Origin of the sequence: Flavobacterium xanthum, assembly GCF_900142695.1 — a bacterium.
Lineage (GTDB): Bacteria > Bacteroidota > Bacteroidia > Flavobacteriales > Flavobacteriaceae > Flavobacterium > Flavobacterium xanthum.
Map to the genome: position 1 here is coordinate 194,191 of NZ_FRBU01000001.1, position 25,748 is coordinate 219,938.

Consider the following 25,748-nt stretch of genomic DNA (forward strand, 5'->3'; position numbering starts at 1 on the left):
CAGATGATTCGTTTCAATATAAGTACAGTTTTGCGTCAGTACTTAGCTGATAATGAACTGAAAATGTTAACCGATTCAGAACAATTTCCAATATTGTTTCATCATTAAAATATACCGATAATGTTTAATAAATTTATTCAAAGACCCGTGTTGTCGATAGTGATATCGCTCATAATTGTCTTTTTGGGAGTATTGGCTTTAACTAATTTGCCAGTGACTCAATTTCCCTCTATTTCGCCACCAAGGGTAAATGTTACCGCTGATTTTCCGGGTTCAAATGGGGAACTAATGATCAAATCAGTAATTATTCCATTAGAGAAAGCTTTGAATGGTGTTCCAGGAATGAAATACATGACTTCAGATGCTGGAAATGATGGAGAAGCGAGTATTCAAGTCGTATTTAATTTAGGTACTGATCCCAATCAGGCAGCCATAAATGTACAGAATAGAGTGGCCTCTGTAGTTAATAAATTACCACCCTTAGTAGTTCGAGAAGGAGTGAAGATTACGCGTGAGGAATCTAGTATGTTGATGTATGTGAACTTGTACAGCACCGATAAAAATACAGATCAAAAATTCTTATACAACTTCGCTGAAATTAATATTTTATCCGAGTTGAAAAGGGTAAATGGAGTAGGATTTGCTGATGTTTTGGGAACTCGTGAATATGCGATGCGAATTTGGCTGAAACCCGACAGAATGCTAGCGTATAAAATTTCGACAGATGAAATTATGGAAGCCTTGGCCAGTCAAAGTTTGGAAGCTTCACCAGGTAAAACAGGAGAGAGCTCTGGTAAAAGATCGCAAGCTTTTGAATATGTACTAAAATATTCAGGACGATTTACCACCAAAGAGCAGTATGGAAATGTCATTTTAAGATCCAATTCTGACGGCGAAATTTTACGATTGAAAGATGTGGCTAATGTAGAATTTGGTAGTTCAATGTATGACATTTATTCTAATTTGAACGGTAAGCCTTCTGCGGCTATCGTACTGAAACAGTCCTACGGAAGTAACGCCAGCCAGGTAATTAAAGATGTGAAATTGAAATTAGCTGAGATAAAGAAAAATTCTTTTCCAAAAGGAATGGAGTACGAAATCAGTTATGACGTTTCTAAATTCTTGGATGCCTCGATAGAAAAAGTAATTCATACGCTAGTCGAAGCCTTTATTCTAGTAGGATTGGTCGTATTCCTTTTTCTTGGGGATTGGAGATCTACGATCATTCCAGCCATTGCTGTGCCAGTTTCGCTTATTGGGACTTTTATGTTTATGCAGTTGTTTGGGATTACCTTAAACTTAATTACTCTTTTTGCTTTGGTATTAGCTATTGGAGTCGTCGTCGATGATGCCATTGTCGTCATCGAAGCCGTACACGCCAAAATGGAGGAAGAACATCTTTCGCCGCTAAAGGCCACCAAAAAAGCCATGCATGAGATTGCAGGAGCTATTATCGCCATCACGTTTTTGATGGCAGCGGTATTTATTCCAGTGGCTTTCATGTCAGGGCCTGTTGGTATTTTTTACCGTCAGTTTTCGATCACGATGGCTACTGCAATTATACTTTCAGGAATTGTAGCTTTAACATTGACACCGGCACTTTGTGCTATTATGTTAAAAAATAATCACGGAAAAGCTAAAAAGAGAACGCCTATAAACCGCTTTCTAGATGGCTTTAACGCTACGTTCAACAACACAGCTGAGAAGTATCAAAAGATTTTAAACTGCATTGTAAATAGGAGAGTAATCACTTTTATTGCACTTATTGGTTTTTGTTTGGGTACTTGGTTAGTGAGTAGCACTGTTCCTTCAGGTTTTATTCCAAATGAGGATCAGGGGATGTTCTACGCCATTATCCAAACACCTCCGGGTTCATCGCTAGAAAGAACGGATAATGTTGCTGAAAAGCTTCAGAAAATTGCTGAAACGGTCGAAGGAGTGCAATCCGTATCTGCTTTGGCAGGATATGAAATTCTGACCGAAGGAACCGGTGCTAATGCAGGAACCTGTTTGATTAATTTAAAGGACTGGAGTGAGCGAAAACATTCTGTGCAAGAGATAATGACCGAATTAGAAGAAAAAACGAAAGACATTCCCGGAGCCAATATTGAATTTTTTCAACCACCGGCAGTACCTGGTTATGGAGCTGCAGGCGGGTTTGAACTTCGCTTACTAGACAAAGCAGGTTCAGGCGATTATAAAAAAATGGAAACGGTCAATAATGATTTCGTAAAGGAGTTGAACAAACGTCCCGAATTAGCCTCTGTGTTTAGTTTTTACAGTGCTAGTTTTCCGCAGTTTATGTTGAAAGTCGATAATGATTTGGCGCAACAAAAAGGAGTTTCTATTGAAAATGCTATGAATACATTATCTACATTGGTAGGAAGTAACTACGAAATCAGTTTTATCAAATACGGTTTCAATTATAAAGTAATCGTGCAAGCCGCTCCGGAATACCGTGCTTTACCAGAGGATATTCTGAAATTATATGTCAAAAACAATAAGGATGAAATGGTGCCCTATTCTGCTTTTATGAAATTAGAGAAGGTGTATGGGCTTTCAGAAATCACAAGACATAATATGTATAACTCTTCTGAAATTAGCGGATCAGCAGCGCCAGGCTATAGTAGTGGTGCTGCTATTAAAGCAATTCAGGAAGTGGCAGAAACCAAATTGCCTCGCGGTTTTGGTATTGATTGGGCGGGTATCTCTGCCGATGAGGTGGCGCAGGGCAATCAAGCCATTTGGGTTTTCCTAATTTGTTTGGGTTTTGTGTATTTGGTCTTGGCAGCGCAATACGAAAGTTTCATTTTGCCGCTGTCAGTAATTTTATCATTGCCAGCAGGTATTTTTGGGGCATTCCTTTTACTCAAGTTTACGGGTTTAGAGAACAACATTTATGCGCAAGTAGCCATGGTAATGCTGATTGGTTTGCTGGGTAAAAATGCGGTTTTGATTGTTGAATTTGCTATACAAAGGCACGCCGCTGGTAAAACAGTACTAGAATCTGCAATGGAAGGTGCAAAAGCAAGATTCCGACCTATTTTGATGACGTCTTTTGCTTTTATTGCAGGATTGCTTCCGCTAGTTTTTGCTAGTGGCCCAGGAAAAATTGGTAACCGAACTATTGGTACAGCCGCAGCAGGAGGAATGCTGTTAGGAACCATATGTGGGGTGTTTATTATCCCAGGATTGTACTATGTTTTTGGTCGAATTGCCGAAAAGTACAAACTAGTAAAAAACGAAAAAGAAAATCCATTAACTGAAGAAATTGATAACAATCATGCTTAAAATTAAGCCTTATAAATATCTTATCCCGCTAGGCATGTGCTTGGCGGTGGTGAGTTGTACGCCAACATTAGCGCCATTGGCAGCGAACAAAATGATTCCGCAATCTTTTGAAAAGAGTATTGATACCAATACAATAGCCGAAACGCCTTGGAGAACGTACTTTAAAGATCCAAACTTGATACAATTAATCGACACGGCCTTGAAAAACAATCAGGAATTACAGATTACATTACAAGAAATTGAGATTGCTAAAAATGATATTCGGGTTCGGAAAGGAGCCTTGCTGCCGCAAGTGAGCGTGGGAGCAGGAGCAGGAATTGAAAAAGTAGGAAGATACACCAGCCAAGGTGCCGGTGATGCTTCTACTGAAATTAGTCCTGGAAAGGAAATGCCAGATCCGCTTGGTGATTTAAAAGTAGCAGCTTATGCGCATTGGGAAGTTGATATTTGGAAGAAACTGCGCAATTCAAGAAAAGCAGCCGTAAGTCGCTATTTAGCTACTGTTGAAGGTAAAAATTTTGTAATCACTAGCTTAATTGCTGAGGTAGCTGATTCGTATTATGAATTAGTTGCACTAGACAATCAATTGGCTATTGTAAAACAGACGATTGCTTTACAATCGAATGCGTTAGAAATTGTAAAATTTCAGAAACAAGCAGCTCGAAGCACAGAGTTAGCAGTTCAAAAGTTCCAAGCCGAGGTCATGGCCTCAAAAAGTATGGAATTTACGATTCTCCAAAGTATTAAAGAAACAGAGAATACTATAAACTTTTTGCTAGGACAATATCCGCAAGAGATCAAGCGTGACAGTGTTGTTTTTGATGCTTTGTTGCCAGCAATAGTTCAATCTGGAGTTCCCGCACAACTATTAGCCAATCGTCCTGACATCAAACAAGCTGAATTAGAATTAGAGGCCGCTAAACTTGATGTAAAAACAGCTCGTGCAGAGTTTTATCCCTCGTTAGCTATTACAGCGGCAGTAGGAATAAATGCGTTCAAACCTAATTATTTGTTTAGAATGCCGGAATCCTTGTTGTATTCGTTAGCTGGAGATCTCGTAGCGCCATTAATTAACAGGAATGCGCTTAAGGCAGAATATAGTTCAGCCAATGCCAGACAAATCCAAGCCTTATACAATTATGAACGCACCATCTTGAATGCGTATTTAGAAGTTTCTAGCCAACTTTCTAAAATTAATAATTTAGAAAAGAGCTATGATCTAAAGTCACAACAAGTGGCTGCGTTAAACCGTTCGATTGATGTGGCAGGCGATTTGTTTAAATCCGCAAGAGTAGATTATTTTGAGGTTTTAATGACCCAGCGCGACGCATTAGAGTCGAAACTCGAATTGATTGAAACTAAAAAAGCCCAGCTTAATGCTGTAGTTCATGTGTATCGTGACCTTGGAGGAGGTTGGAAATAATAGTGGATTAGTATAAAAGCCAGTTTCTTTGAAACTGGTTTTTTATTTATTTCAGGTTTATAACTATTTTGTAGATTACTTGGCTTTAAGAATAGTGTTTTGGGATTGAATGCATCTTTCTCACAAAGCTCCGCTTTGAAAATAGAAATGCTCATAAAATAATTTCAAGCAAGCTGGATTATTTTTTTGAATTGTTTTTGTTCAGGGAACACAATTGGGATTGACTACGTCTTTCCCATAAAGCTCCGCTTTGAAAATAGAAATGCTCATAAAATAATTTCAAGCAAGCTGGATTATTTTTTTGAATTGTTTTTGTTCAGGGAACACAATTGGGATTGACTACGTCTTTCCCACAAAGCTCCGCTTTGAAAATAGAAATGCTCATAAAATAATTTCAAGCAAGCTTGATTATTTTATGAGCATTTCTATTTATTCGTGACCACGGTGGGGACAAAACCCGTGTATTTGTCTGTATTTACTTATACCTTAAAAATGTTAAGTAATTGATAATCAATGCTTTTAAATAATTTAGAGAAACAACTAAATACAATTAAATACACATTTGGTAAAACAAATGTAAAACAAGATTGTTTTTATGCTTATCTTTGGATTAAAAGAAATCAGATGAAAATTAGGTATGAAATCAGAAGTGAAAGCGAACCCGCAAATATTTATATTTCTCTTTCCGCTGGACGTGGAAAAGGATTAAAAAGGAAAACAGGAAAATCAATTTATCTTAAAAATTGGGATGAAACAAAAGGACTTCCAACAGGGAAGAATGATGACATTAAAAATCTTGCTACTGATCTTGAAAAGTTAAGAATTTCAATAACTGAAACTTTCAATAAAGACGAACCCGCAGGAACTGAAATTTCTGGCGACTGGCTGCAGGAGCAAATTAATTTCTTCTTTGGAAAAACAGCGATAATCGAATTAGATATTTTAACTAATTATATTCAGAAATATATCGATGAAGCCCCTTATAAACAAAATGCAAAAAAAGAATTAGGATTAAGCAAGGGACGTATTCAGAATTTAAAACTTTTCAAAAATACTATACTGAAATATGAAGCCGATAAATTGAACGGTAAAAGTATTTTGATAAAAGATATTAATTTGAAATTTCTTGAAAAATATAAAATGTGGATGTTTGGCAAAGGTTACTCAACTAACTATGTAGGTAAGAACATTGCTAATTTTAGAACCATTTGCCTAGATGCTGGAAAAAATGATGTTGAAACCTCAACACAAGTAAAAAATATCAAAGGAATTTCAGAGAGCAGAGAACCTGAGGACATAATCACTTTGAATGAGGATGAACAGGAAGAAATTAAAAAAGCGGAATTATTTAGAGAAGCCTTAATAAATGCCCGCAAATTTCTGTTATTAGGTTGCTTAATTGGACAGCGTGCAGGCGATTTGCTGAACATTACCGAGAAGAACATAAAAGAGATTGCAGGCGTTAAAATCATTGAATTAAAGCAACAAAAAACAGGTAAATTAGTTGCTATTCCATTACTTCCTGAAGCATTGGACATTATCAAAGATGGACTTCCTTATAAAATATCTTTGTCCCGCTTCAATGAGTACATTAAGGACGTGTGTAAAGCTGCAGGAATCGACAAGCCTACAAAAGCAAGGATTAAGGAGAAAAAAGGAACACCGCATAAAAAAGATATATTTCCTAAATGGCAGGTTGTTAGCTCGCATATTTGCCGCCGCAGTTTTGCCACCAACTTCTACGGACGTATTCCAACGCCTATTTTAATGAATATAACCGCCCACGGAACGGAGAGAATGTTTCTTTCTTATATTGGAAAAACTACATACGACAACGCTTTTCAGATGGTTGAATACTTCAACAAATTAGCACCAAGAACAAAAGAAGCTCCAGCAATGGAAGTAATAAGAAATACAGCAGAATAATGATATAAGTGTTTTGCTCGCGTTTTTATCTAATTTTACCCTAAAACTTATTTTAAGTGTTTCTAAAACTTATTTTTATTTACCTAATTTTAGACTATTAAAGCATTGATTTACAACGGTTTAAAATGTTAAAAAATACCCTAAAATTAACTTTGTTGATACATTTATTTAATTGTTCTTTGTAAGACAAATGACAATTATTTATTAATTGAAATTAAAGCAGAGGGTAGAGAAAATATAAGTCTTATTAGTTAGTCCCTAATAATTCAAAAACGAAAAAACGCTAAAACGAAAACCCACAGACTGATCTGATTTTAGTTTCTCAAACTAAATCAAAATGATTTTAATTACCACACGAAAAGCGGCGGAGACTTTAAATTTTTCCTCTCGCCACGTTTGCAGACTTGTAAACGAAAACAAATTAACACCTTTTGCCGTTCTCGATAACGGACACAATGTTTTTACTAAAGAAGCAATTGAAGCCTTTAAATTGAAAAGGGAATCTAGAAAGGAGGCTATAAATGCAAAATAGCACCTTAATTCAAATTATTGTTGACGCAATCACTTCAACTTTACAATCTCAACAAGTAGCTGACGCAATCACTTCAACTTTACAATCTCAACAACTAGTTGACGCAATCACTTCAACTTTACAACCTCAACAATCCGATTTTAAGCAGGAGAAAAACGATTTAATTAGTCGTGATGAGGTTTGCCAAATTCTACACTTCAACAAAACTACTTTACATAAACACACCAAGTCGGGGCGATTAAAATCGTACGGTATTGGAGGACGTGTTTTGTATAAGAGATCCGAAGTTTTGGAAGCAGTAACACCATTAAAAAAATAGGGCTATGAGTATAAATACAAATAGCCCCGCAAAATCTTTGGAAAATGGAAAAAGCAAAGATAAGCTAAAAGACCTAATATTTAGAGATTGGGAGGCTGAATTTACGCCACGTATTCAGTTTGAAGTTAAGAGCCGTAAAGAAGTATTTACGTTTGAAGATGCGGTTTTAAAGTCAATTGGCAGACGTACGGAATTTGATGAGTTAATGATTAGTTACAGCGGTTTTATTAGTTCTGATCCACTACTAAACAATGACTATTATAAATACGTCAATAGCTATGCACAAGGCAAAGAACTGAATTTAAAATACTTCAAACATAATAAAACTAAGTTGCTGGAATATTACGTAAAATTTGACAAGGATAAAAAATACAATCCTTTCAATAAGCCACAATATGAAAGCTATGTACTTTTCATGATGCTGAAATTAAAAGGACATTACAAGCTGGAATATGACGAGGTTTTTAATGTTAAGCAAGTAGGTAGCAGAGAATACAACCCAATGACTTCTATACCGTCCGTTATTCGTGGCGAACTACCTTTTGAGGTTAAAGAGTTTGATATTTATAGAGCGTTTTATACTTTTCTATGTAATCAATTAGGAATCAAACAAAATGCGGACGTTTACAGGCTTATTGACAAACGAAAGTTTAACACCTTACTAAATTTACATAGTGGATGCAAAAACACTACAATAGCAGGCGTACGCAGTCAATTAGCTTGTGTATTTGGGGAAAGAGTAGATGAAGTAATTACGGATAAATGTTTTAATAATAACGGTACTTTATTCAATCATTTAACCGTTTACGAAAAGCAAGCAATTGAAAGTTTTGTAACTGCAAATAATCTGAAAAACTTTGTAAGGCTTCATGATGGAATATTTATTTTGTCAGATGCGGTTTGTGAAGTACTGGAGCTTGAAAACGTACTATTTAAAATCAAAGAATGTATAAAGCCACCAATCGAAAACGAGATTGTAAATTTTTATAGTTCAGATGGTTTTGGTTCAGATATTAAAACAAGTCCGAAGCGATACGCAGACTTTTTTATTCAAGAAAAATTTATAAGAGTTTCAGAAGCTGGAAACGATACTATAACTATTTTTAAGGATAGCAATAATGTAATTAATCCTTTCAATTATAAGACTGATTTAGTGCCATTTTGCAAATATAATATTAATGATTTTTTTACGGATGGAATTGAAAATCAAATTGCGAAAGATAGCCAAAACGCTATTATACAAAGTTTGCAATTATTGACCCCTATACCGTTAATTTATAATCAGGATACTAAAACGACTTGCGGAATACCTTTTAAAAACGGTTTTGTTGAACTGAATTTTTTTGATACAATCATTAAACCTTATTCAGAGGTTAGTGGTTTTTTCGCACCGCACGCAGCACAGCAACGAGAATTTAAGTTTGATAATAATCAATCTGTTTTTGAAGTGTTTTTGTGTATGGTATCAACTGGTAAAGACTCAAGAACTGAAAGCCTAACTGATAGTGAAAATAAGACGTTTCACGACTTCAAAAGCATGTTCGGGTACTTACTTCATACGTATAAAGATGAGAGTTTTAACCCCGCTATAATCCTTTCAGATGCTAAAGCTAATGACCTTTCAAGAAATGGAGGACGTGGAAAATCTTTGATAACTAAAGCAATTGCAGAGGTTAGAACAGTGATGTTAAAAGCTGGATCAGAATTTGACCCGAACTATTTATTTAATTTTTCAGATTTAACCAAGTCGCACCAGGTCTATGTGATAGATGATGTGATGGCTGGATTTAATTATAATTCACTTTATACTCAAATTAGCGGAGGGATTAATTGCCATCGAAAAGGGAAGCCGGCCACGATGATTGACTTTAAGGAATCGCCAAAAATTATAATCACAACTAACTGGAGCTATCGTGTTGAAGAAAATTCGACAAGTACCCAGCGACGTTTTTTTGAATATCAACTTACTGACTATTTCAATTTAAAAAGAACCCCTAAAGACGTTTTTGGACACGTTCTATTTGATGAGTGGGATGTTAAGGAATGGCATCGCTTTTATACTTTTTGTTTTGGATGTGTTGAACTTTATTTTGATAATGGTTTGCAGAGAATTGAATACAATAAAATAGATGACAATTACCGTGCAAACTTCAATAACGATGTGATGGCTGGAGAAATGGAGCGTATAATGAGCGAAGTTTTAATATTGGATCATTTTACAGCGTCGGACTTTATGGCGATTTATAAACGCCACGATAGTGAATTTCGATTTGATCATTTATTTACTCATAAGAATGTTAAACACCTTATTGATACTTATTTGAAGTATCATAGTATCAAAATGAATTATAGCCAACGTTTACGACAATGGCAAAAGTAAGATAAACTTAACCGTAACAGCGTGACGGTTCTATTACGGTTCTGTTACGGTTTAACTAATTGATAATCAAGTACTTTACAGTTGTTACAGTTCTTTTAATGTTACGCAGGGGAAAAAATTTTTAGTGTTAAACACAATATACAAATATTGTAATATAAGTTCATTTTAACTGTAACAACTGTAAACCGCCAATGGTAGCAAGGATTTAACTGTAACAACAACTGTAACGGAACTCTAATGCAACCGTAACAGACTAGCAGGAATCCGAAAAGGCTTAACAATAGAGTAGGAAAAAAAAATTATTAAATTATAAAATTATGAGAAGGAAAAACAAATTTGTACCAACGGCTATGTGCATAGATAAAAGTCGCCCAATTCGTTTAAACGATCTAAAAAAATTAACCTTAGAGGAATCTTTGGCACTTGAGCAACTAATTGTTCAAGCTCGCCACCTTAAGGCGTTTGAAAAGGAATATCTTAAAAAAGTAAGGGAACTTAAGCTAAAAATGAAAGAGGAATAGACAAGGGGCGAAACGGTATGCGCACGTGTGCGTGTGCGTAGTTTACGAATAATAAGCGATTAAGTGGCGAAACGGTGCAGTAAAATGCAGTAGATAATTTAAACGACACCAAAACTACAAGAAAATGGTACTAGTACGACAATATCAAATAACTCAAAGTATCGTGGATTTGATTTATATCGGTACAAGATACACCGATGCACGGCGTGAGATACGCCGCAAATTTTCAATATGCGAATCCACTTTTGTAAAATATTGGAAGAAAGCCCAATGGCAGCATTACTACAACTGCAAAGAAGTAAAAGAAAAAGTACTAGAAAGTTTAGTACTTGAATTAAGTGAGTATAAAAAACGCTACGGCGACTTATAAAAATTAAATATCATGAAAAAAAGAATTTTATTACAAGAAAATGAAAATGTTGCAAATTCAGTAATTGCAGCGCACCAGCGGAAAGAAAACAATTCGCAAAGAATATTAACGATCCTGAAAGAGATAGGTTTGAGCCTTGAAAGTTTTGAAAATTGGGAGAGGGAAGTCGAGCAACATTTTAGAACCCAATACCCTAAAGCATCATTAGATTTTTGCCTTGATGCAGCAGGCATAAAAGAGCCGTACAGACAAGCGGAAAGCCTATACAAAGAGCATTACAACGATCTATCTTTTGAGAAGCTAAATGATGAGGGCAAAGAAGCAATTAGAGAATCTTACAGGCAGTACGCAGAAACAGAAAACCAAATTGAAGCCTATAATTTAGCGCATAGCATCGTAAAGGATCTTAATCAATTACAGGAACTAGGAATTAGGGTAAACCAGCAGTACGCAATGAATTTTTGTAATGTATTCCATTCTACTAATTCCAAAGTTGAGGTTTACGAGAATATGCTAAACGATAGAATACTCACACTAAAATAATTTAACCAATAAATATTATTATTATGAAAGCAGAGATGAAGACCGATAAAAGAAGCGGCAAAAAGGCAATTTTGAAAGCGACGTTTAAAACCGCATCAATTTTGTTTGTACTGGATGCAAAAGGAAAAAAGATACCTTATACCAATTGGCAGGGTAAACCTTCCTTTAAAACGAAAATTTGTTTAAGTTCTAATTTGAGATAAATTAATTATCTTAAAAAAACAAACCCCGATCCAGTAAAATGTATCGGGGTTTTTTTATGCTTAAAACACAATAAATTAAAAGAAAGATTAATCTTACATTAAATAATTTATTTCAAAAATGTAAAACAAATGTAAAACAAAATCGCTGTAACTAACTGATAATCAATACTAATAGTGACCACGGTGGGATTTGAACCCACACGCCCTTGCGAGCACCAGCCCCTCAAGCTGGCAAGTCTACCGTTTCTCCACGTGGCCTAAAAAAATAAAAGGCCAAGTAATAAATTACTCGACCTTTTGTGACCCGACTGGGGCTCGAACCCAGGACCCCATCATTAAAAGTGATGTGCTCTACCAACTGAGCTATCGAGTCAATGCTTTCAAGGAAATTATGTGTTGATCACTAAAATTGTGACCCGACTGGGGCTCGAACCCAGGACCCCATCATTAAAAGTGATGTGCTCTACCAACTGAGCTATCGAGTCATATTCTTTCCTTGAATGCGGGTGCAAATATAAGGACTTATTTTGGAGTTTTCCAAGCAATTTTATTATAAATTTGTCTTTTTTAAACAATAAATCTTAACGCCTTAATTTATAAGGTTTTATTCTATGAGAAAAATTATATTATTAGGTTACATGGGGTGTGGTAAGTCTACAATTGCCAACAGTCTATCAAAAAATATCAAAATCCCTTTTGTAGATTTGGATAAAAAGATAGAAGAGAAAACGAATTTATCGATAAATGCTATTTTTGAAAAGCATGGAGAAATATATTTCAGAAAGTTAGAACATGAAATTTTTGTCGAATTGTTGCATTCTCCTGAATCGTTAATTATTGGTTTAGGGGGAGGAACACCATGTTATGCCAATAATCATGAATTGCTAAAAGGGGAAGGTGTTGTTTCTATTTATCTGAAAGCTTCCATTGAAACTTTGTTTCAAAGATTGGTACTTAATAAAAGCAAACGCCCTCTAATTGCTGATAAAAGTGAGGGCGAAATGAAAGAGTTTATTGCAATCCATCTATTTGAACGAAGTTTTTATTACAATCAAGCACAATATAAGGTGGTGGTTGATGATAAAACAATTCATCAGACGGTGGTGGATATTATGGACCTTTTAGCTTAAATACGCGTAATTATCATTGTCTTCATCAAATACCACTTGAACGTGCTCTAATAATGAGGTTGAGAGGGAAATTCCTTTGAAATCTGCTTTTACAGGGTATTTTTTATGATTCCTGTCTACTAGAACGGCGGTTTTAAATTTTTTCAAAGGAACGTCTATAAAGTGTCGTACGGCATAGATCAATGTGGTTCCTGAATTCAATACATCGTCCACAAGAATAAGGCCTTTGTTGGCATATTGCTCTTTTGATAAGGAAGTGTGGATCGGTAAGTCCGGATTCTGTTTGTTAATTTGTACTTCGCAAAGAGAAACTTTAATTGGCGAAATGGTTTCTAGCACCTGCGCTATTTTTTTTGCAAATATAAAACCGTTGGCTGCAATTCCGGCAATGACAATTTCTTCTTCCTCCACAAAGGTCTCGTAGATTTGGTATGCAATTCTTTTTATTTTGTGTTCTATTTCCTGATTTGTTAAAATTATATTTTTGCTCATTGTTTTTTGTTTTTTTTGCTTGTTTAAGGTTTCAAGATGCTTTTGCAAATGTTTTTAAAATTTAGGTTTTGCACGAGCATTAAACCTATGCCTCTTCGTTTTTGAAACTAATCTTCTTCTTCAGTTTTGATTTCATTTCCAAATTCGTCAATGTCTCTACGGTCTTTTTTAGTAGGCCGTCCTGTGCCGTTTTTCCGGTAATGTTCTTTGGATAATTTTAAAAGTTCAAGATGTTGATAGGCTTCTGCTGGAGTATCATTTCTTCTGTAAATATCAACTAATTTTGCCCCAACACGGTTTTCTGGAACATCCAGAACGGTAATTATTTGGGTGATTTGGTCCTTCCGGAACGTAATTTTATCGGTAGGGAAAACCTCTTTTGATGGCTTGGCTACCAGACCATTTACCGTTACGTGATTCTTTTTACAGGCCTCGGTGACCATGTTTCTAGTTTTGTAATACCGCACACACCATAAATATTTATCTATTCTCATAAATTTTCTAAAATCGGAGTTAAATAGTTTACAAAAATCAATCAATATTGTATCTTGCGCACTTAAAAAATTAGCTATAATGAACAAATTTAAGTATTATTTTATTCTATTTATTACAACTATCACTTTATTTTCATGCTCAAAGGATGATGTAGCAGCAGAAATTACCCCAACAAGAGACTATGCAGTGCAATATGCAACTGATTTAAAAGATATTGAAGATTATTTAAAAAATTATTATATTACAGTAGTTGATCACGCTGGTTTCCAAGACGATCAAGATGTTACTTTTACTAAAATTGTAGCAGGTGGAACACAACCTTCTATTTATTCTTACTTGAACAGTGTTACTTTTCCAAAACTTTTGAGTAGAAATGTAAAACTTCATGATATTACGTATAAATTATATTACTTAGTGCTTAGAGAAGGTATAGGCGCATCTCCATCAAATGTAGATGAAGTTCATACAACGTACAGAGGGGATTATTTGGAAAATAAAACTGTAGATGGTATATCAAATCTTAGTACAACTAAATTTGAAGAATGGAAATTTGAGCCACAGAGAGCAAATTTATCTGGATATATACGAGGATGGAAAGAAATATTTCCTCAATTTAAAACTGGAAATAATAATTCAAACTCTGACGGTACAGTTTCTCATAAAGATTTTGGAGCAGGTGTCATGTTTATACCATCGGGATTAGCTTATTATTCTGCAGGAAAAGCGAGTATACCAGCTTATTCTTCCTTGATATTTAGTTTTAAATTATATGCAATGCGTAGATTAGATCATGAATTTAAAGTTGTCAATGGTGTTCCTGTTTCAGATCCTGATGGTGTAATGTCATTCCAGGAGGATTTAGATGGAGACGGCTATGTTTGGACTAAAGAAGAGTTACCAGCAGGTGCAATTAACCCTGACGATTCCGATGGCGATGGAATTCCGAATTATTTAGATACAGATGATGATGGTGATGGTGTAAGTACAAGAACTGAAATTACTAATCCATTTACTGGACTAATTTATTCTTTTTATGAAATTCCATTGTGTCTTTCTGGAAATCAAATTTATTTAGACTCCGCTTGCAAGCCCTAAAGGTAAGGTCGCAAATTAAAAATCTGCTATTTTGATTTTTTTATAAGAAATATTTATTGTTAAAATGTAAGAAAAAATTTGCCAGTGTTCAATTTTTAATTATGTTTGTCCACTGCTATCCGAAAGTTTTGAATAAAACTTAAAAATACTTTGTTAGGTATTGTATTTGTTGAGTCCTGTTTTTTTTATTGAGAAAATAAGTCAGGTTTAAATATGATTTTGTTTTGGTTAATTACTTTCTTAGCCCCTTCATTTACTTGATTGCAGACATATTCAATGCTTAGATAAAAAGCCAAACAGACCCTTATCTTTTCTACAAAATTAGAGAAGGTTTTTACTTTCTTGGCGATGGTTCTGTTTATGAGTTCTAATAACAAGTAACTTATTAAGGCTACATATATTTGAGATTTAACTGCATTTTCACTAGTTCCTAAAAAAGTTTTTATTTGTAAGTTTTGTTTCATTGCTTTGAAAAACAATTCAATATCCCATCTTTTTTTATACAAGTCTGCTATTGTTCGAGCTGTCCAATCTAAATTGTTAGTTATGATATGAATTACCTTGTTATCTTCTGCTCTATAAACAGTTACAAGTCTTAAATCATGCTCGTTTATCTTAGTTTCAATGGCTTTTTTACCTGATAAAGTGATTATTTCATCCTTCAAAATATCTTGATCTTTGTCTATTGGTAATTCTAATTCTTTAATTATTGTGTAATCGGTATTGGTCTTTATTCGAGTCACAAATATATTTTGAGCAAATATTCTATTGAGCATCAAAGCAAAATCAAAATAAGCTCTATCCTCAACAATGATTGTGTTTTTTGGGAATACATTTTGCCCTAAACCTTTACTATCGTGTGTTTTTGCCTCTGTTATATTTATCAAATCAGGAATTTGTAAAGCATCATCAAAACAAGTATGAATCTTAATACCTCCTTTTGCTGTCCGAAACTTGGCCCAATCAAACATCGACAAACACAAGCTAATTGTGGTACTGTCTATCAATTTGATACTATGGTCTTTAATTTCTTGAATAATGGTTCGATGATTGTCCTTTTTCAAAACTTTATCATAATGACTTAATAGCTTTATATACAAGGATTCATATACTTTCCAGGTTCGCTTTTTATTGCCATCACTCATTGTTGAACGAGCTGGAGATTGACTTAACCCCAAATCCATTATAAAACTCTGACAAACCCCGATTCCAGTAGAAATATCACTCAAAGTATAGCATTTATTAAGCTGTCCGAAAGTTAAAGCTACAAATTGGTCGTACGTCTTGTATTTACTACAGCCTTTGTCACTTTGATGTTTTTTGATACACGATTCTAAAAGCCAACGTGGAACTAAATCTAATATTTGCCCAAGTAAAGGTTTATTGTTATTTTTGTTTCGTCTGAAGAGTCCCATTAAATTATTTTATTTTTTGCAAAACAAAAATAAGGGATTCTCAGGCACTTTTAATTTCTGACTTTCGGATAGCAGTGATGTTTGTCATAATAATCTTAAAAAAAAAGTTATGAAAAAAATTTTATCAATTTTATGTGTAGTTTTAATGACTTCTTGTAGTCAAGAAGAAATTGATTTAGAAAATCCTCAAGTGATTACTGCCGGACCCGTTTTAGAAGGTGGCTTGTTGTCATTTAAAGATGATAAATCTTTTATTAAGGAATATAATTTATTAACTAAGTTAAAAAGCAGCAATGAGGTTAATTCTTGGATTGATTCTAAAGGACATTCCGCCTTTTTAAATGTGTCAGACTCTACTCAAATAAAATATGACGAAGTTGAGCAAGCTAAAATTATCTATTCAGACGCTTTAAAAGCAATTCTTAATTTTGAATCTAAATTTAAAATTAATGGCAAAATATTGTGGTTAAATGAAAGTAATTTATATCTGTTATCTGAAAATGATTTATCAAAAAATTTAAAGGAACTTAAAAGTTCAGAGAATAGTTTAGAAGTATATGGAAGGGTAATTGGTATTAAGGACAATAGAGCTACTAATACAAGTAGAACTATACTTAATGCTAATAGATCAAAAGGATGGTCATATGGTTACTCTTATGCGGGTTCTGATAAAAGAATCGATTTAACATTGTTTAATGAAACAATAATTTTAAATGGTAATTTACAGTCTACTAAGATGTTTTTAAAATGTCAAAGATTGAATAAAAATTGTTCATTTTGGAAGTGTAGATGGAATAGTGATAATGGAGGTGTTTTGTATATAAAAGTTGGAAATCAAGTTAATTGGAATTTTAATAACAATCTTAATTCATATAACAGTGTTTATGGTTATTTGTTGTCAGATTCTAATAACACAGTATTATTTGCTGATGGTGTTCAACCAGTAGGACCTTTTATTCCTCTTGCTGATAATTTTGTTACTAGTTCTGCCGTTAATGTTACTCTAATTAATGACAATACATTAGGTAATATCACGACATGGACTCAAATTCTTAGTTGGTATTAATTTAATATTTTTTATTTAAAAAAAACGTAGAACTTTTTCTTAAATATTACTTCAAAAAAAAACCAGTTCGTTGAGAACTGGTTTTTTTTTGGAATCAAATAAAAAGATTATTTTCTTTTCATAACTCTTTCTACAGCCTCAACAATTGCTTGATTGTTCAATTTGTATTTATCCATTAATTGTTCTGGTGTTCCAGATTCTCCAAAACTGTCATTTACTGCCACAAACTCTTGTGGTAAGGGGCTGTTTAAAGCTAGAACTCTAGAAATACTTTCTCCTAGACCTCCCAAAATGTTATGCTCTTCAGCAGTAACAATACATTTTGTTTTTTCCAATGATTTCAAAATCGCTTCTTCATCCAATGGTTTGATCGTATGAATATTAATTACTTCTGCAGATATTCCTTGCGCTTCTAATGCTTCAGCTGCAATAAGTGCTTCCCAAACTAAATGTCCTGTGGCAACAATTGTTACATCAGAACCTTCAGTTAAAACAATCGCTTTTCCTATCACGAAAGGTTCGTCTGCGGGCATAAAGTTAGGCACAACCGGACGACCAAAACGCAAATAAACAGGACCATGGTGATCCGCAATTGCTAATGTAGCCGCTTTTGTTTGGTTGTAATCACAGGTATTGATTACAGTCATTCCTGGTAGCATTTTCATCAAACCAATGTCTTCTAAGATTTGGTGTGTTGCACCGTCTTCTCCTAAAGTTAAACCTGCGTGCGAAGCACAGATTTTTACGTTTTTCTCCGAATACGCTACTGATTGACGAATTTGATCGTATACTCTTCCTGTAGAAAAGTTAGCAAAAGTTCCTGTAAATGGGATTTTACCACCTATAGTTAATCCAGCTGCAATTCCAATCATGTTGGCTTCCGCAATTCCAATTTGGAAAAAACGCTCCGGGTGATTTTTCTTAAAATCATCAAATTTTAAAGAACCTATCAAATCCGCACAAAGTGCCACAACATTTTCATTTTTTTGACCTAATTCAGTCATTCCCGCTCCAAAACCCGAACGTGTATCTTTACTTCCTGTATTTGTATATTTTTTCATTATTCTTTTTAAATTGAAAGATTAAAAAATTCTGAAATGTTTCGCCATTTGGCCATCGCATGGATCAGAAATTGTTACTCAATAATCTTAATACTTAATAATCTGAATTACCTCCAGTATTATAATTTTGACCTAAAGCAACGTCAAGTTGCGTATCATTAGGCGCTTTACCGTGCCAAGCATGACTGTACATCATAAAATCAACACCATTACCCATTTCAGTATGCAACAATACACAAACTGGTTTTCCTTTTCCAGTTCTTGATTTGGCATCATTCATACCAGCAATAATCGCTTCGATGTCGTTTCCTTTTTCAATTTCTAAAACATCCCAATCAAAAGCTTCAAACTTAGCACGAATACTTCCCATAGCCAAAACTTCGTCAGTAGAACCATCAATTTGTTTTCCGTTTAAATCGATTGTAGCGATAAGATTGTCTACTTTTTTTGCAGAAGCATACATGATGGCTTCCCAGTTTTGACCTTCTTGCAATTCACCATCGCCGTGAAGCGTGTAAATAATATGGTTGTCCCCATTTAGTTTTTTAGCTTGTGCAGCACCAATTCCTACTGATAATCCTTGTCCAAGAGAACCAGATGCAATGCGTACTCCCGGTAAACTGTCATGTGTAGTTGGGTGACCTTGTAATCTGGAATTGATCAAACGGAAAGTCGCTAATTCCGATACTGGGAAATAACCGCTTCTTGCTAAAATGCTGTAAAATACAGGAGAAATATGTCCGTTTGAAAGGAAGAAAAGATCTTCTCCAATACCGTCCATATCAAAACCTTCCTTGCGGTCCATGATATTTTGATATAAAGCGACAAGAAATTCAGTACAACCTAAAGAGCCACCTGGATGACCTGAGTTGACTGCGTGTACCATTCGAAGAATATCTCTTCTGACTTGGATTGTTAAATCGTTTAATTGTTGTGTGTTCGGTTTCATTTGTGTGTTAAAATTAGACTGCGCAAAGATAATCAGATTATTGGATTTATGTCTAGTTCCATTTTTAGATTTATCAATAGTTATTAAGGATTGTGTTTTTTTAATGGACTACTTTTTTTATGAAGTATCAAGTATTTAGTACCTTGCAACCATGTTTCAACAATTATTCAAAAGCATTCAGGAAAAAGTGATAGTGACCCAAGAGGAAATGGAGTTATGTAAAACTTTTTTTATTCCAAAAAAGTTACGTAAAAAACAAACGCTGTTACAAGAGGGAGACATTTGTATCTACAACGCATTTATTGAAAAAGGCATACTTCGCTCTTTTTATATAGATGAAAAAGGAAATGAACATCTTGTGCAATTTGCCATCGAAGGTTGGTGGATTACTGATTTGTCTAGTTTTTTGACCAATAGCCATTCCATTTATACCATTGAAGCCCTCGAGGATTCTGAATTACTTTTGCTGACAACAGCAGCCAGAGAAGCTTTGATGGATCAAATCCCCATGTTCGAAAGATACCAACGCTTGCTGTTGCAAAATGCCTATATCGCGAATCAAGCCAGAATAAATTCGGCCTTAACCGAAACTGCCGAAGAAAAATACATCAATTTAGGAAATGCTTATCCTGGAATTGTCAAACGAGTTCCCCAACACATGATTGCTTCTTATCTTGGACTTACACCAGAAACATTGAGTCGCGTTCGCAAACAAATTAGCAACAAGAGTTAATTTTAATTGATTTAAATCAAGAGAATTTCTTGTGGTACATCAACAGAAACTTTTATGCTGCAGCCTTAAATTTGTACCGTAAATAAAAGTTGATGTCCAATAAAAAAACAGTTGCACTACTTGGAGTTTCAGATGCTAAAAGTATTCAAATAGCCAAAAAAATAGCTGAAACCAATGCTGTTCTGGTTTTTGATGCTGATGCTATGGTTCTTACAAAAGTGTATTCGCAGTTGCTTTTAGAAAATCCTAAGGCAAATCTAGAGATGATGGACTGTCCCACTAATGCAAGTTGGGAAGCCGATGTTATTATTTTTTCATGTGATGCTGTTGCTAATGCAAATCTGGTGGAGAAAATCATAAATGTGGCTACAGGTAAAATGATACTTATTTTGGGAAACCAAAACAGTACGATTACCCTAAAAAATTCCAGTTCCGATTTTCAGTACTTATTCCCTTTTTCGAAAGTGATGCAGGGTATCGAATCAACAGATCAGAATAAGGACACTCTTATAATAAAAGGAAATGACATCCAAGCTTTGACAACTCTGGCAACTTTTTTTACAAGTGTTGGTTTGAAAACCAATACCCAGTTGCCAAATACTAATTCTTAAAAAAAAAATCAAATGAGCAAATCAATTTTATTCCAACCCTATACTTTGGGAACTCGCACGTTAAAAAACCGAATGGTGATGGCACCAATGACAAGAAGCCGTTCCAATAATGACGGAAATGTTCCTACTGCTTTAACGGCTTTATATTACGAACAAAGAGCTACAGCGGGTTTAATTATTACCGAAGGTACATTTGTAAGTACAAAGGCAGTGGGTTTTATTAATGTACCCGGAATTTATAGCGAAGCACAAACCGAAGGTTGGAAACTCGTTACCAAAGCAGTGCATGATAAAGGAGGAACAATTTTTGCACAATTGTGGCATACTGGACGATTATCGCATCCAGATTTGCATAATGGCGAATTGCCACACGCACCTTCAGCTTTAAATCCATTTGCAAAAGCATACACCAATGATGGTTTTGTAGATACAGTTGTACCAAAAGAAATGACGATTGAAGACATCAAGCAAACCGTTTTAGATTTTAAAAACGGAGCGAAGAATGCAATCGCAGCCGGTTTTGATGGAGTAGAGTTGCATGCCGCCAACGGCTATTTATTGCAACAATTTTTTAATGGTTATTCCAATCATCGTACGGATGAATACGGCGGTTCCATAGAAAATAAATCTCGCATTTTATTTGATATTCTAGACGCTTTTGATGGCGTTATTGACTACGCTAAAGTTGGTGTTCGATTGAATCCTTCGTTGCATAATGCACAAGGAATGATGCTAGATGAAAGCACGATTCCAACGCATGAATATATTATAAACCGATTGAATGATTATGGTTTAGCTTACGTACATTTAACGGAGCCTTTTACCGATGTCACTGAGGTACCTTTTGCCGTTACTGAAGTGGCTAAACATTTCAGACCGTTTTACAAAGGAACCTTAATTATCAATAAAGGTTTTACGAAAGAAACGGGTGTCAAAGTTATTGAAGACGGAGATGCAGATCTTGTTGCTTATGGAGTTCCCTTTATTGCTAATCCTGATTTAGTGGCTCGTTTTGAAGCGGATGCAGCATTAAACACGCCAGACCAAATAACATTTTACACTGATACTGAGAAAGGATATATTGATTATCCCGCTCTGGCTGAGTAACGCCTGTCATTTTTATTTTTTTTTAAAAGATTTTCTTTCAAGGAGAAATTATAATTCATTAGAGAGCCCGCTACATGCGGGCTCTCTTTTTTATATAGGAAAATAAATTTTCATGCTCTTGTACAATCCTACTCCTATGTGTTGGTAATTGCAGTAGCCTTATGGGCTTGTCTGTTGATCTGTGACATCGCAATTTCACTTAACGCTGCATCTGTTTTTTTCTCTTCATCAAGACTCATCGCTAGCAAGTTTGCCGCTTTATTTTCTCCTAATGTTTTTGCATAGGCATGCAACGTACCATAGGTGGCAATTTCATAATGCTTTACTTTTTGGTCTGCTGCAATAATTCCTGCATCGCGAACTACTCCGTGACTGGTTTGTTTGATAAGGCTATTTGTTTCTTTTAATATGCCGCCCATGGCTTCACATTTTTTAGCTGTAGCTGCAACTCCAGTAGTTTCGAAAATTTTCTCGAGGCGAGCTACATGCTCCTGCGTTTCATTCAGCTGATTTTTCAAAGAGTTAACTAGTTCTGGTGATGACGCATTTTTCATCATTCTAGGTAAGGTTTTAGTCAATACTTTTTCCGCCCAGTAAATATCTTTTAGTCCAACTTCAAATAAATCTCGTAATCCATGTGTCGAATTGGTTTCTCCTTTTACGGTACCTTTAATGCTTTCGTTTTTACTAATTGCGGTTCTCATAACGGTAGTTTTTAAGATTAATTTTAAAGGAGAAACGACCGAATTCATAGGTTCTCCTATCCAATGCTTACTTAACTTTTAAGTGCAATAAAATTAAACATATTAATTTTTAAACAACTGTTAATTAACTAATTATAAATAAGATTTGTATTATTTAGAGTGCTGAAACGAACATTTTTGTCAACTAATTTTGTCTTCTAGATTAATGCTGCTGGTATCAAAACAGGCTATTGCACAGCCCATTGCATGCAAAATACTTTTTGCCAAATTACTTGAATTTCCTGAATACATCTAAAACGAGTACCTATGTTAGTTCGTTCTAGACCGCGTAGATTACTGTACAATGAATTTAAAGCATTAGTAATCAAACCGATAGTTTGGCCTGACTAACTGCTGATTCTAAGGAGAAAAATAATTTATTTTGGTACTGCTACCGCCTAATTGTTTTACCTACTTTTCCCGTTATTCAGATTGAGCTTGAAGGTAATTCACATCCAGCCACGAACCGCCATTGTAAGATTCAATTCCATGTGCCGTCAGAAAAACTTGTGCCTGTCCGCTTCTATTTCCAGAGGCGCAACAGACCACTAATGGTGCTTTTAATTCTTGTATTTCCTGCATTCTATGGGGTATTTCATTCAATGGAATATTAATGGAACCTACCACATGGCCACCCATGAATTCATCATAAGTACGCACATCGACAATAGTTCCTCTTTTTTCTTTAATTATTTTGGCTACTTCCATTTTTTTTTGTTTTAAGATTAGAACTCGTTTTATTTAAATCCTACTGTTACAAAAATACAATTAGAAAGCTGAATTAGCGTCGGTTTTAAAAATTAAAACCAGTAAGGATAATGGTTTTAATTTTTGATGAATTAATAATGTATTACAATCAATTACCTCGATAAGTTGCATATCCATAGCTGGAAAGCGTAATGGGAACATGATAGTGATTGGCATCCTTAATTTGGAATACAACTTCTATAAAAGGATAAAAACTGTCTGTTTTTTTGTTTTTGAAATAATCTGCAACTAGAAATCTAAGTTTGTAAATACCGTTTTTAGCTTCTTTATAATTCAGAAAATCGGTAATTCGACCATTTTTATCGGTTGTTTTTTCATCAACGAAAGACCATATTTTAGTGCTTTCATCATATTTTTCTAAGGTAACCGGTACGCCAACTGCGGCTGTTCCACTTGATATGTCTAGAATATGACTAGACAATTGATAGTTGTTGTTGTTTTGCGCATAAGATGCTGTTGCGAAAGCTGTAAAAAGTAAGCTAAAAAGTAAATTTTTCATTATTATTTGTTTTTAAAATTAATGAGTTGTGATTTGAGCATCGATGATTGCTCCAGATTTAGCGATAGAATCATCATTTTCAGGACTTCCTCCGCCTGCGACTCCAATACTTCCAATTACTTGATCGTTATGCCACAACGGATAACCTCCAGACAAGAGTAAAAGTTCGGGTAGGGTGGCTAAATTTTGTGTATCTGGGTTCGATCGCGCATTTCTGGATAGGAGCAATGTTGGCGTTTTAGTCGATAATGCCGTGTAGGCTTTTCTTCGAGCTGCTTCGGTGTTGTGTGGGCCAACCGTTTCGCCTCGCGTAAGCATGATGATTTGTCCTGAGGCATCGAGCACAGCAATGGTGACATTTTTGCTTAGTGCTGTAGCTGCTAATCGTGCTTGCTTTGTTATTTGAAAGGCTGCTTTTAGTGATAACTGTTCGGAAGTTATAGTGTAATTTTCTGCCGTATTTATAATTAAAGGGGTGTCGCGCGTACTTTTTTTAGTACTGATTTGTGCCATTGTAACTAGCGGAAGAAGTAGTACGAAGAGATAAGAGTTTGTTTTCATGATCAATTTTTTTACAAAATTAAAAAGGATCAGGATCTAAAACATTGTCCTATGTCAACGTTTTACAGTTTCGATTTTATTCTGCTTAAGGTAGAAGGAGAAATTCCTAAATACGAAGCGGCCATTTTATTTGACACACGTAGTAAAAAATGAGGTTGGTTGGTTATAATCCATTTAACTTTTTCCAAGGCATCAAAGCCCTGAAAACCATAAATGCGTTTTTGAGCCGTTATAAAACCTAATTCAAGAATTTCTCTGTACAGAAGTGCAAATTCAGGTAGTGTTGCTACAAGATGGTAGAAGTCAGTTCTTGAAATTACCAACAACTCAGATTTTTCTATAGTTTGTAAATATTCAAAAGCGGGTTGCTGATCGATAAAACTGGGTAAAGCCGTTCCAAAACCGCCTTCAAAAGCAAAAAAACGAGAGGTTTCCGTTCCTTCTTTGTTAATTGTAAAAAGTCTAATACAGCCCTTGTTTACAAAATAATACTGCTGGCATATTTCCTCATAACGAACCAAGATTTCATTTCGCTTTGTTTTTAAAGGTGTAAAAAAGGAACAAATCAAGTCCATTTCCTTCTCACTAATGACGGTTCTGCTAGTTATATACTTTTTTAGCCCTTCGTACATTTTACTCTCATTTGGTGGTTTGTTTTTTGAAAGTAAAGGTACAAACAATAAAGGCAATGCAAAACTCCAAATTGAAATCGTGTTGAAAAGTATGAATTAGGTAGTTATCGTGGAGTCCAGAAGAAATTTGATTTGGTGGATTTTAACTGCTTTTTTAGCCGAGATGTTATACTACATCGGAATAAATTTAAACATATTTGGGAAGTTTTTTTGGAACAAAAAATAATGAATCGAGGCCGTTTAACAATTAATTGTTTGTTAATATTTATTTTGTTTTAGATTAATTATGGTATCTTTAAAATATAATAGATTGAAGTATTAGTAGTACTCTTTATAATCCGATAACAATAAAATTTTTAATAAATTAACAATTAATTATGTCAGAGAAAAATAAAAAACAGTTTGGAGTTTGGATGGATACACATCATGCAACCATTGTTGGAAGAGAAAATGTAGATTCGGGTGATTTTGTAATATTAGGACACGAAACCGTAGACGGACAGGGTTACAACACCAGCGAAAATGCTGCCAATAATGCCGAGAGAGATTTGCTTCGCAAACTATTCAAAAACATCACAGCTCACATGCAAAATGTGGATGAATTGCATGTAACAGGAACGGGTACTGCTCAAGAACAGTTTATTAACTATTTAAAGGACACTGCGCAATATAAAAATGTGGAGACGAAAGAAAGCACTTCTAATAAGATGAGTGATGAAAGTCTAGTGGAATATGTGACAACACAATTCAACTAATTGGTTTATAAATAAGGTAAACGAGGCTGTCTTTTAAAGGATAGCCTTTTTTATGGGTTCTCTTGTTTTTAATGAAAAGGCAAACAAAATGAATTCTTATTGTGCTATTTTGGTTTTTATTGGAACAA

26 protein-coding genes and 3 tRNA genes are annotated in these 25,748 nt (G+C 34.7%); 16 read left to right on the plus strand and 13 right to left on the minus strand.

Annotated features, from left to right (window positions below; genetic code table 11):
* The first annotated feature begins 120 nt into the window (after positions 1-120).
* The 9 genes from BUC11_RS00865 (at position 121) to BUC11_RS00900 (ending at position 11,305) form a co-directional block, all read left to right on the plus strand.
* Complete coding sequence (locus tag BUC11_RS00865; RefSeq protein WP_073350929.1) at positions 121-3,291, plus strand: efflux RND transporter permease subunit; 3,171 nt, start codon at positions 121-123, stop codon at positions 3,289-3,291.
* Complete coding sequence (locus tag BUC11_RS00870; RefSeq protein ID WP_073350931.1) at positions 3,284-4,714, plus strand: TolC family protein; 1,431 nt, start codon at positions 3,284-3,286, stop codon at positions 4,712-4,714. Before BUC11_RS00865 ends, BUC11_RS00870 begins: the two co-directional genes overlap by 8 nt.
* Positions 4,715-5,338: 624 nt before the next feature.
* Positions 5,339-6,640, plus strand: a complete 1,302-nt coding sequence (locus BUC11_RS00875; protein WP_175547717.1) for a phage integrase SAM-like domain-containing protein — start codon at positions 5,339-5,341, stop codon at positions 6,638-6,640.
* A gap of 337 nt (positions 6,641-6,977) precedes the next feature.
* Positions 6,978-7,172 (plus strand): MerR family transcriptional regulator, encoded by a 195-nt coding sequence (locus BUC11_RS00880; RefSeq protein WP_073350935.1) that lies wholly within the window; start codon positions 6,978-6,980, stop codon positions 7,170-7,172.
* Positions 7,162-7,491, plus strand: a complete 330-nt coding sequence (locus tag BUC11_RS00885; protein ID WP_084129461.1) for a helix-turn-helix domain-containing protein — start codon at positions 7,162-7,164, stop codon at positions 7,489-7,491. Before BUC11_RS00880 ends, BUC11_RS00885 begins: the two co-directional genes overlap by 11 nt.
* A 4-nt stretch (positions 7,492-7,495) precedes the next feature.
* Positions 7,496-9,871, plus strand: coding sequence for a hypothetical protein (locus BUC11_RS00890; RefSeq protein WP_073350937.1), 2,376 nt, complete (start codon positions 7,496-7,498; stop codon positions 9,869-9,871).
* A gap of 317 nt (positions 9,872-10,188) precedes the next feature.
* Positions 10,189-10,392 (plus strand): hypothetical protein, encoded by a 204-nt coding sequence (locus BUC11_RS16700; protein WP_139259407.1) that lies wholly within the window; start codon positions 10,189-10,191, stop codon positions 10,390-10,392.
* 124 nt (positions 10,393-10,516) lie between these two features.
* A complete protein-coding gene (locus tag BUC11_RS00895; protein WP_073350941.1) occupies positions 10,517-10,762 on the plus strand; it encodes a hypothetical protein in 246 nt (81 codons plus the stop codon).
* A gap of 12 nt (positions 10,763-10,774) precedes the next feature.
* On the plus strand, positions 10,775-11,305 hold the full coding sequence (locus BUC11_RS00900) for a hypothetical protein (protein ID WP_073350943.1): 531 nt from the start codon (positions 10,775-10,777) through the stop codon (positions 11,303-11,305).
* A 378-nt stretch (positions 11,306-11,683) separates the two neighbouring features.
* Here BUC11_RS00900 and BUC11_RS00910 read toward each other — a convergent pair.
* From BUC11_RS00910 to BUC11_RS00920, 3 genes are all read right to left on the minus strand, one after another.
* A tRNA-Leu gene (locus BUC11_RS00910) sits at positions 11,684-11,766 on the minus strand.
* A gap of 42 nt (positions 11,767-11,808) precedes the next feature.
* Positions 11,809-11,881, minus strand: a tRNA-Lys gene (locus tag BUC11_RS00915).
* 39 nt (positions 11,882-11,920) lie between these two features.
* Positions 11,921-11,993: transfer RNA gene (locus BUC11_RS00920), tRNA-Lys, on the minus strand.
* Between the two features lie 126 nt (positions 11,994-12,119).
* Between BUC11_RS00920 and BUC11_RS00925 the strand changes: the two genes are divergently transcribed.
* Positions 12,120-12,638, plus strand: a complete 519-nt coding sequence (locus BUC11_RS00925; protein WP_073350947.1) for a shikimate kinase — start codon at positions 12,120-12,122, stop codon at positions 12,636-12,638.
* Here BUC11_RS00925 and BUC11_RS00930 read toward each other — a convergent pair.
* Positions 12,630-13,130 carry a phosphoribosyltransferase domain-containing protein gene (locus BUC11_RS00930; protein WP_073351060.1) on the minus strand — a complete coding sequence of 167 codons (501 nt, stop codon included), beginning with the start codon at positions 13,128-13,130 and terminating at the stop codon, positions 12,630-12,632. The genes BUC11_RS00925 and BUC11_RS00930 overlap by 9 nt on opposite strands.
* A 107-nt stretch (positions 13,131-13,237) precedes the next feature.
* Positions 13,238-13,624: an RNA-binding S4 domain-containing protein gene (locus BUC11_RS00935; protein WP_073351062.1), complete on the minus strand. Its 387-nt coding sequence runs from the start codon at positions 13,622-13,624 to the stop codon at positions 13,238-13,240.
* Positions 13,625-13,703: 79 nt separating this feature from the next.
* Between BUC11_RS00935 and BUC11_RS00940 the strand changes: the two genes are divergently transcribed.
* The gene (locus BUC11_RS00940; RefSeq protein ID WP_073350949.1) at positions 13,704-14,720 is read left to right on the plus strand and encodes a BamM family beta-barrel-assembly machinery protein; all 1,017 of its coding nucleotides are present in this window, start codon (positions 13,704-13,706) and stop codon (positions 14,718-14,720) included.
* A 185-nt stretch (positions 14,721-14,905) separates the two neighbouring features.
* On the opposite strand, the gene BUC11_RS00945 is transcribed toward BUC11_RS00940, so the two are convergent.
* Positions 14,906-16,135 (minus strand): IS4 family transposase, encoded by a 1,230-nt coding sequence (locus BUC11_RS00945; RefSeq protein WP_073350953.1) that lies wholly within the window; start codon positions 16,133-16,135, stop codon positions 14,906-14,908.
* A gap of 109 nt (positions 16,136-16,244) precedes the next feature.
* Here BUC11_RS00945 and BUC11_RS00950 point away from each other — a divergent pair, with 109 nt between their 5' ends.
* Entirely contained in the window at positions 16,245-17,201 is a 957-nt protein-coding gene (locus BUC11_RS00950; RefSeq protein ID WP_073350955.1) for a hypothetical protein, read from the plus strand.
* Positions 17,202-17,308: 107 nt separating this feature from the next.
* On the opposite strand, the gene BUC11_RS00955 is transcribed toward BUC11_RS00950, so the two are convergent.
* Positions 17,309-18,262, minus strand: coding sequence for a transketolase family protein (locus tag BUC11_RS00955; protein WP_073350957.1), 954 nt, complete (start codon positions 18,260-18,262; stop codon positions 17,309-17,311).
* A gap of 94 nt (positions 18,263-18,356) precedes the next feature.
* A complete protein-coding gene (locus BUC11_RS00960) occupies positions 18,357-19,211 on the minus strand; it encodes a transketolase (protein ID WP_073350959.1) in 855 nt (284 codons plus the stop codon).
* Positions 19,212-19,362: 151 nt separating this feature from the next.
* Here BUC11_RS00960 and BUC11_RS00965 point away from each other — a divergent pair, with 151 nt between their 5' ends.
* The 3 genes from BUC11_RS00965 (at position 19,363) to BUC11_RS00975 (ending at position 21,662) form a co-directional block, all read left to right on the plus strand.
* Entirely contained in the window at positions 19,363-19,944 is a 582-nt protein-coding gene (locus tag BUC11_RS00965; protein ID WP_073350961.1) for a Crp/Fnr family transcriptional regulator, read from the plus strand.
* Between the two features lie 92 nt (positions 19,945-20,036).
* Entirely contained in the window at positions 20,037-20,555 is a 519-nt protein-coding gene (locus BUC11_RS00970; protein WP_073350963.1) for a hypothetical protein, read from the plus strand.
* A 12-nt stretch (positions 20,556-20,567) separates the two neighbouring features.
* Positions 20,568-21,662: an alkene reductase gene (locus tag BUC11_RS00975; RefSeq protein ID WP_073350966.1), complete on the plus strand. Its 1,095-nt coding sequence runs from the start codon at positions 20,568-20,570 to the stop codon at positions 21,660-21,662.
* A gap of 134 nt (positions 21,663-21,796) precedes the next feature.
* On the opposite strand, the gene BUC11_RS00980 is transcribed toward BUC11_RS00975, so the two are convergent.
* The 5 genes from BUC11_RS00980 to BUC11_RS01000 form a co-directional block, all read right to left on the minus strand.
* Positions 21,797-22,366 (minus strand): YciE/YciF ferroxidase family protein, encoded by a 570-nt coding sequence (locus BUC11_RS00980; RefSeq protein WP_073351064.1) that lies wholly within the window; start codon positions 22,364-22,366, stop codon positions 21,797-21,799.
* A gap of 462 nt (positions 22,367-22,828) precedes the next feature.
* Positions 22,829-23,113 (minus strand): rhodanese-like domain-containing protein, encoded by a 285-nt coding sequence (locus BUC11_RS00985; protein ID WP_073350968.1) that lies wholly within the window; start codon positions 23,111-23,113, stop codon positions 22,829-22,831.
* Between the two features lie 148 nt (positions 23,114-23,261).
* The gene (gene uraH / locus BUC11_RS00990) at positions 23,262-23,672 is read right to left on the minus strand and encodes a hydroxyisourate hydrolase (RefSeq protein WP_073350969.1); all 411 of its coding nucleotides are present in this window, start codon (positions 23,670-23,672) and stop codon (positions 23,262-23,264) included.
* Between the two features lie 18 nt (positions 23,673-23,690).
* Entirely contained in the window at positions 23,691-24,233 is a 543-nt protein-coding gene (locus BUC11_RS00995; RefSeq protein ID WP_073350971.1) for a GlcG/HbpS family heme-binding protein, read from the minus strand.
* A 62-nt stretch (positions 24,234-24,295) separates the two neighbouring features.
* Positions 24,296-24,865: a Crp/Fnr family transcriptional regulator gene (locus BUC11_RS01000; protein ID WP_073351066.1), complete on the minus strand. Its 570-nt coding sequence runs from the start codon at positions 24,863-24,865 to the stop codon at positions 24,296-24,298.
* 377 nt (positions 24,866-25,242) lie between these two features.
* Between BUC11_RS01000 and BUC11_RS01005 the strand changes: the two genes are divergently transcribed.
* Entirely contained in the window at positions 25,243-25,620 is a 378-nt protein-coding gene (locus BUC11_RS01005; RefSeq protein WP_073350973.1) for a hypothetical protein, read from the plus strand.
* Positions 25,621-25,748: the final 128 nt, after the last annotated feature.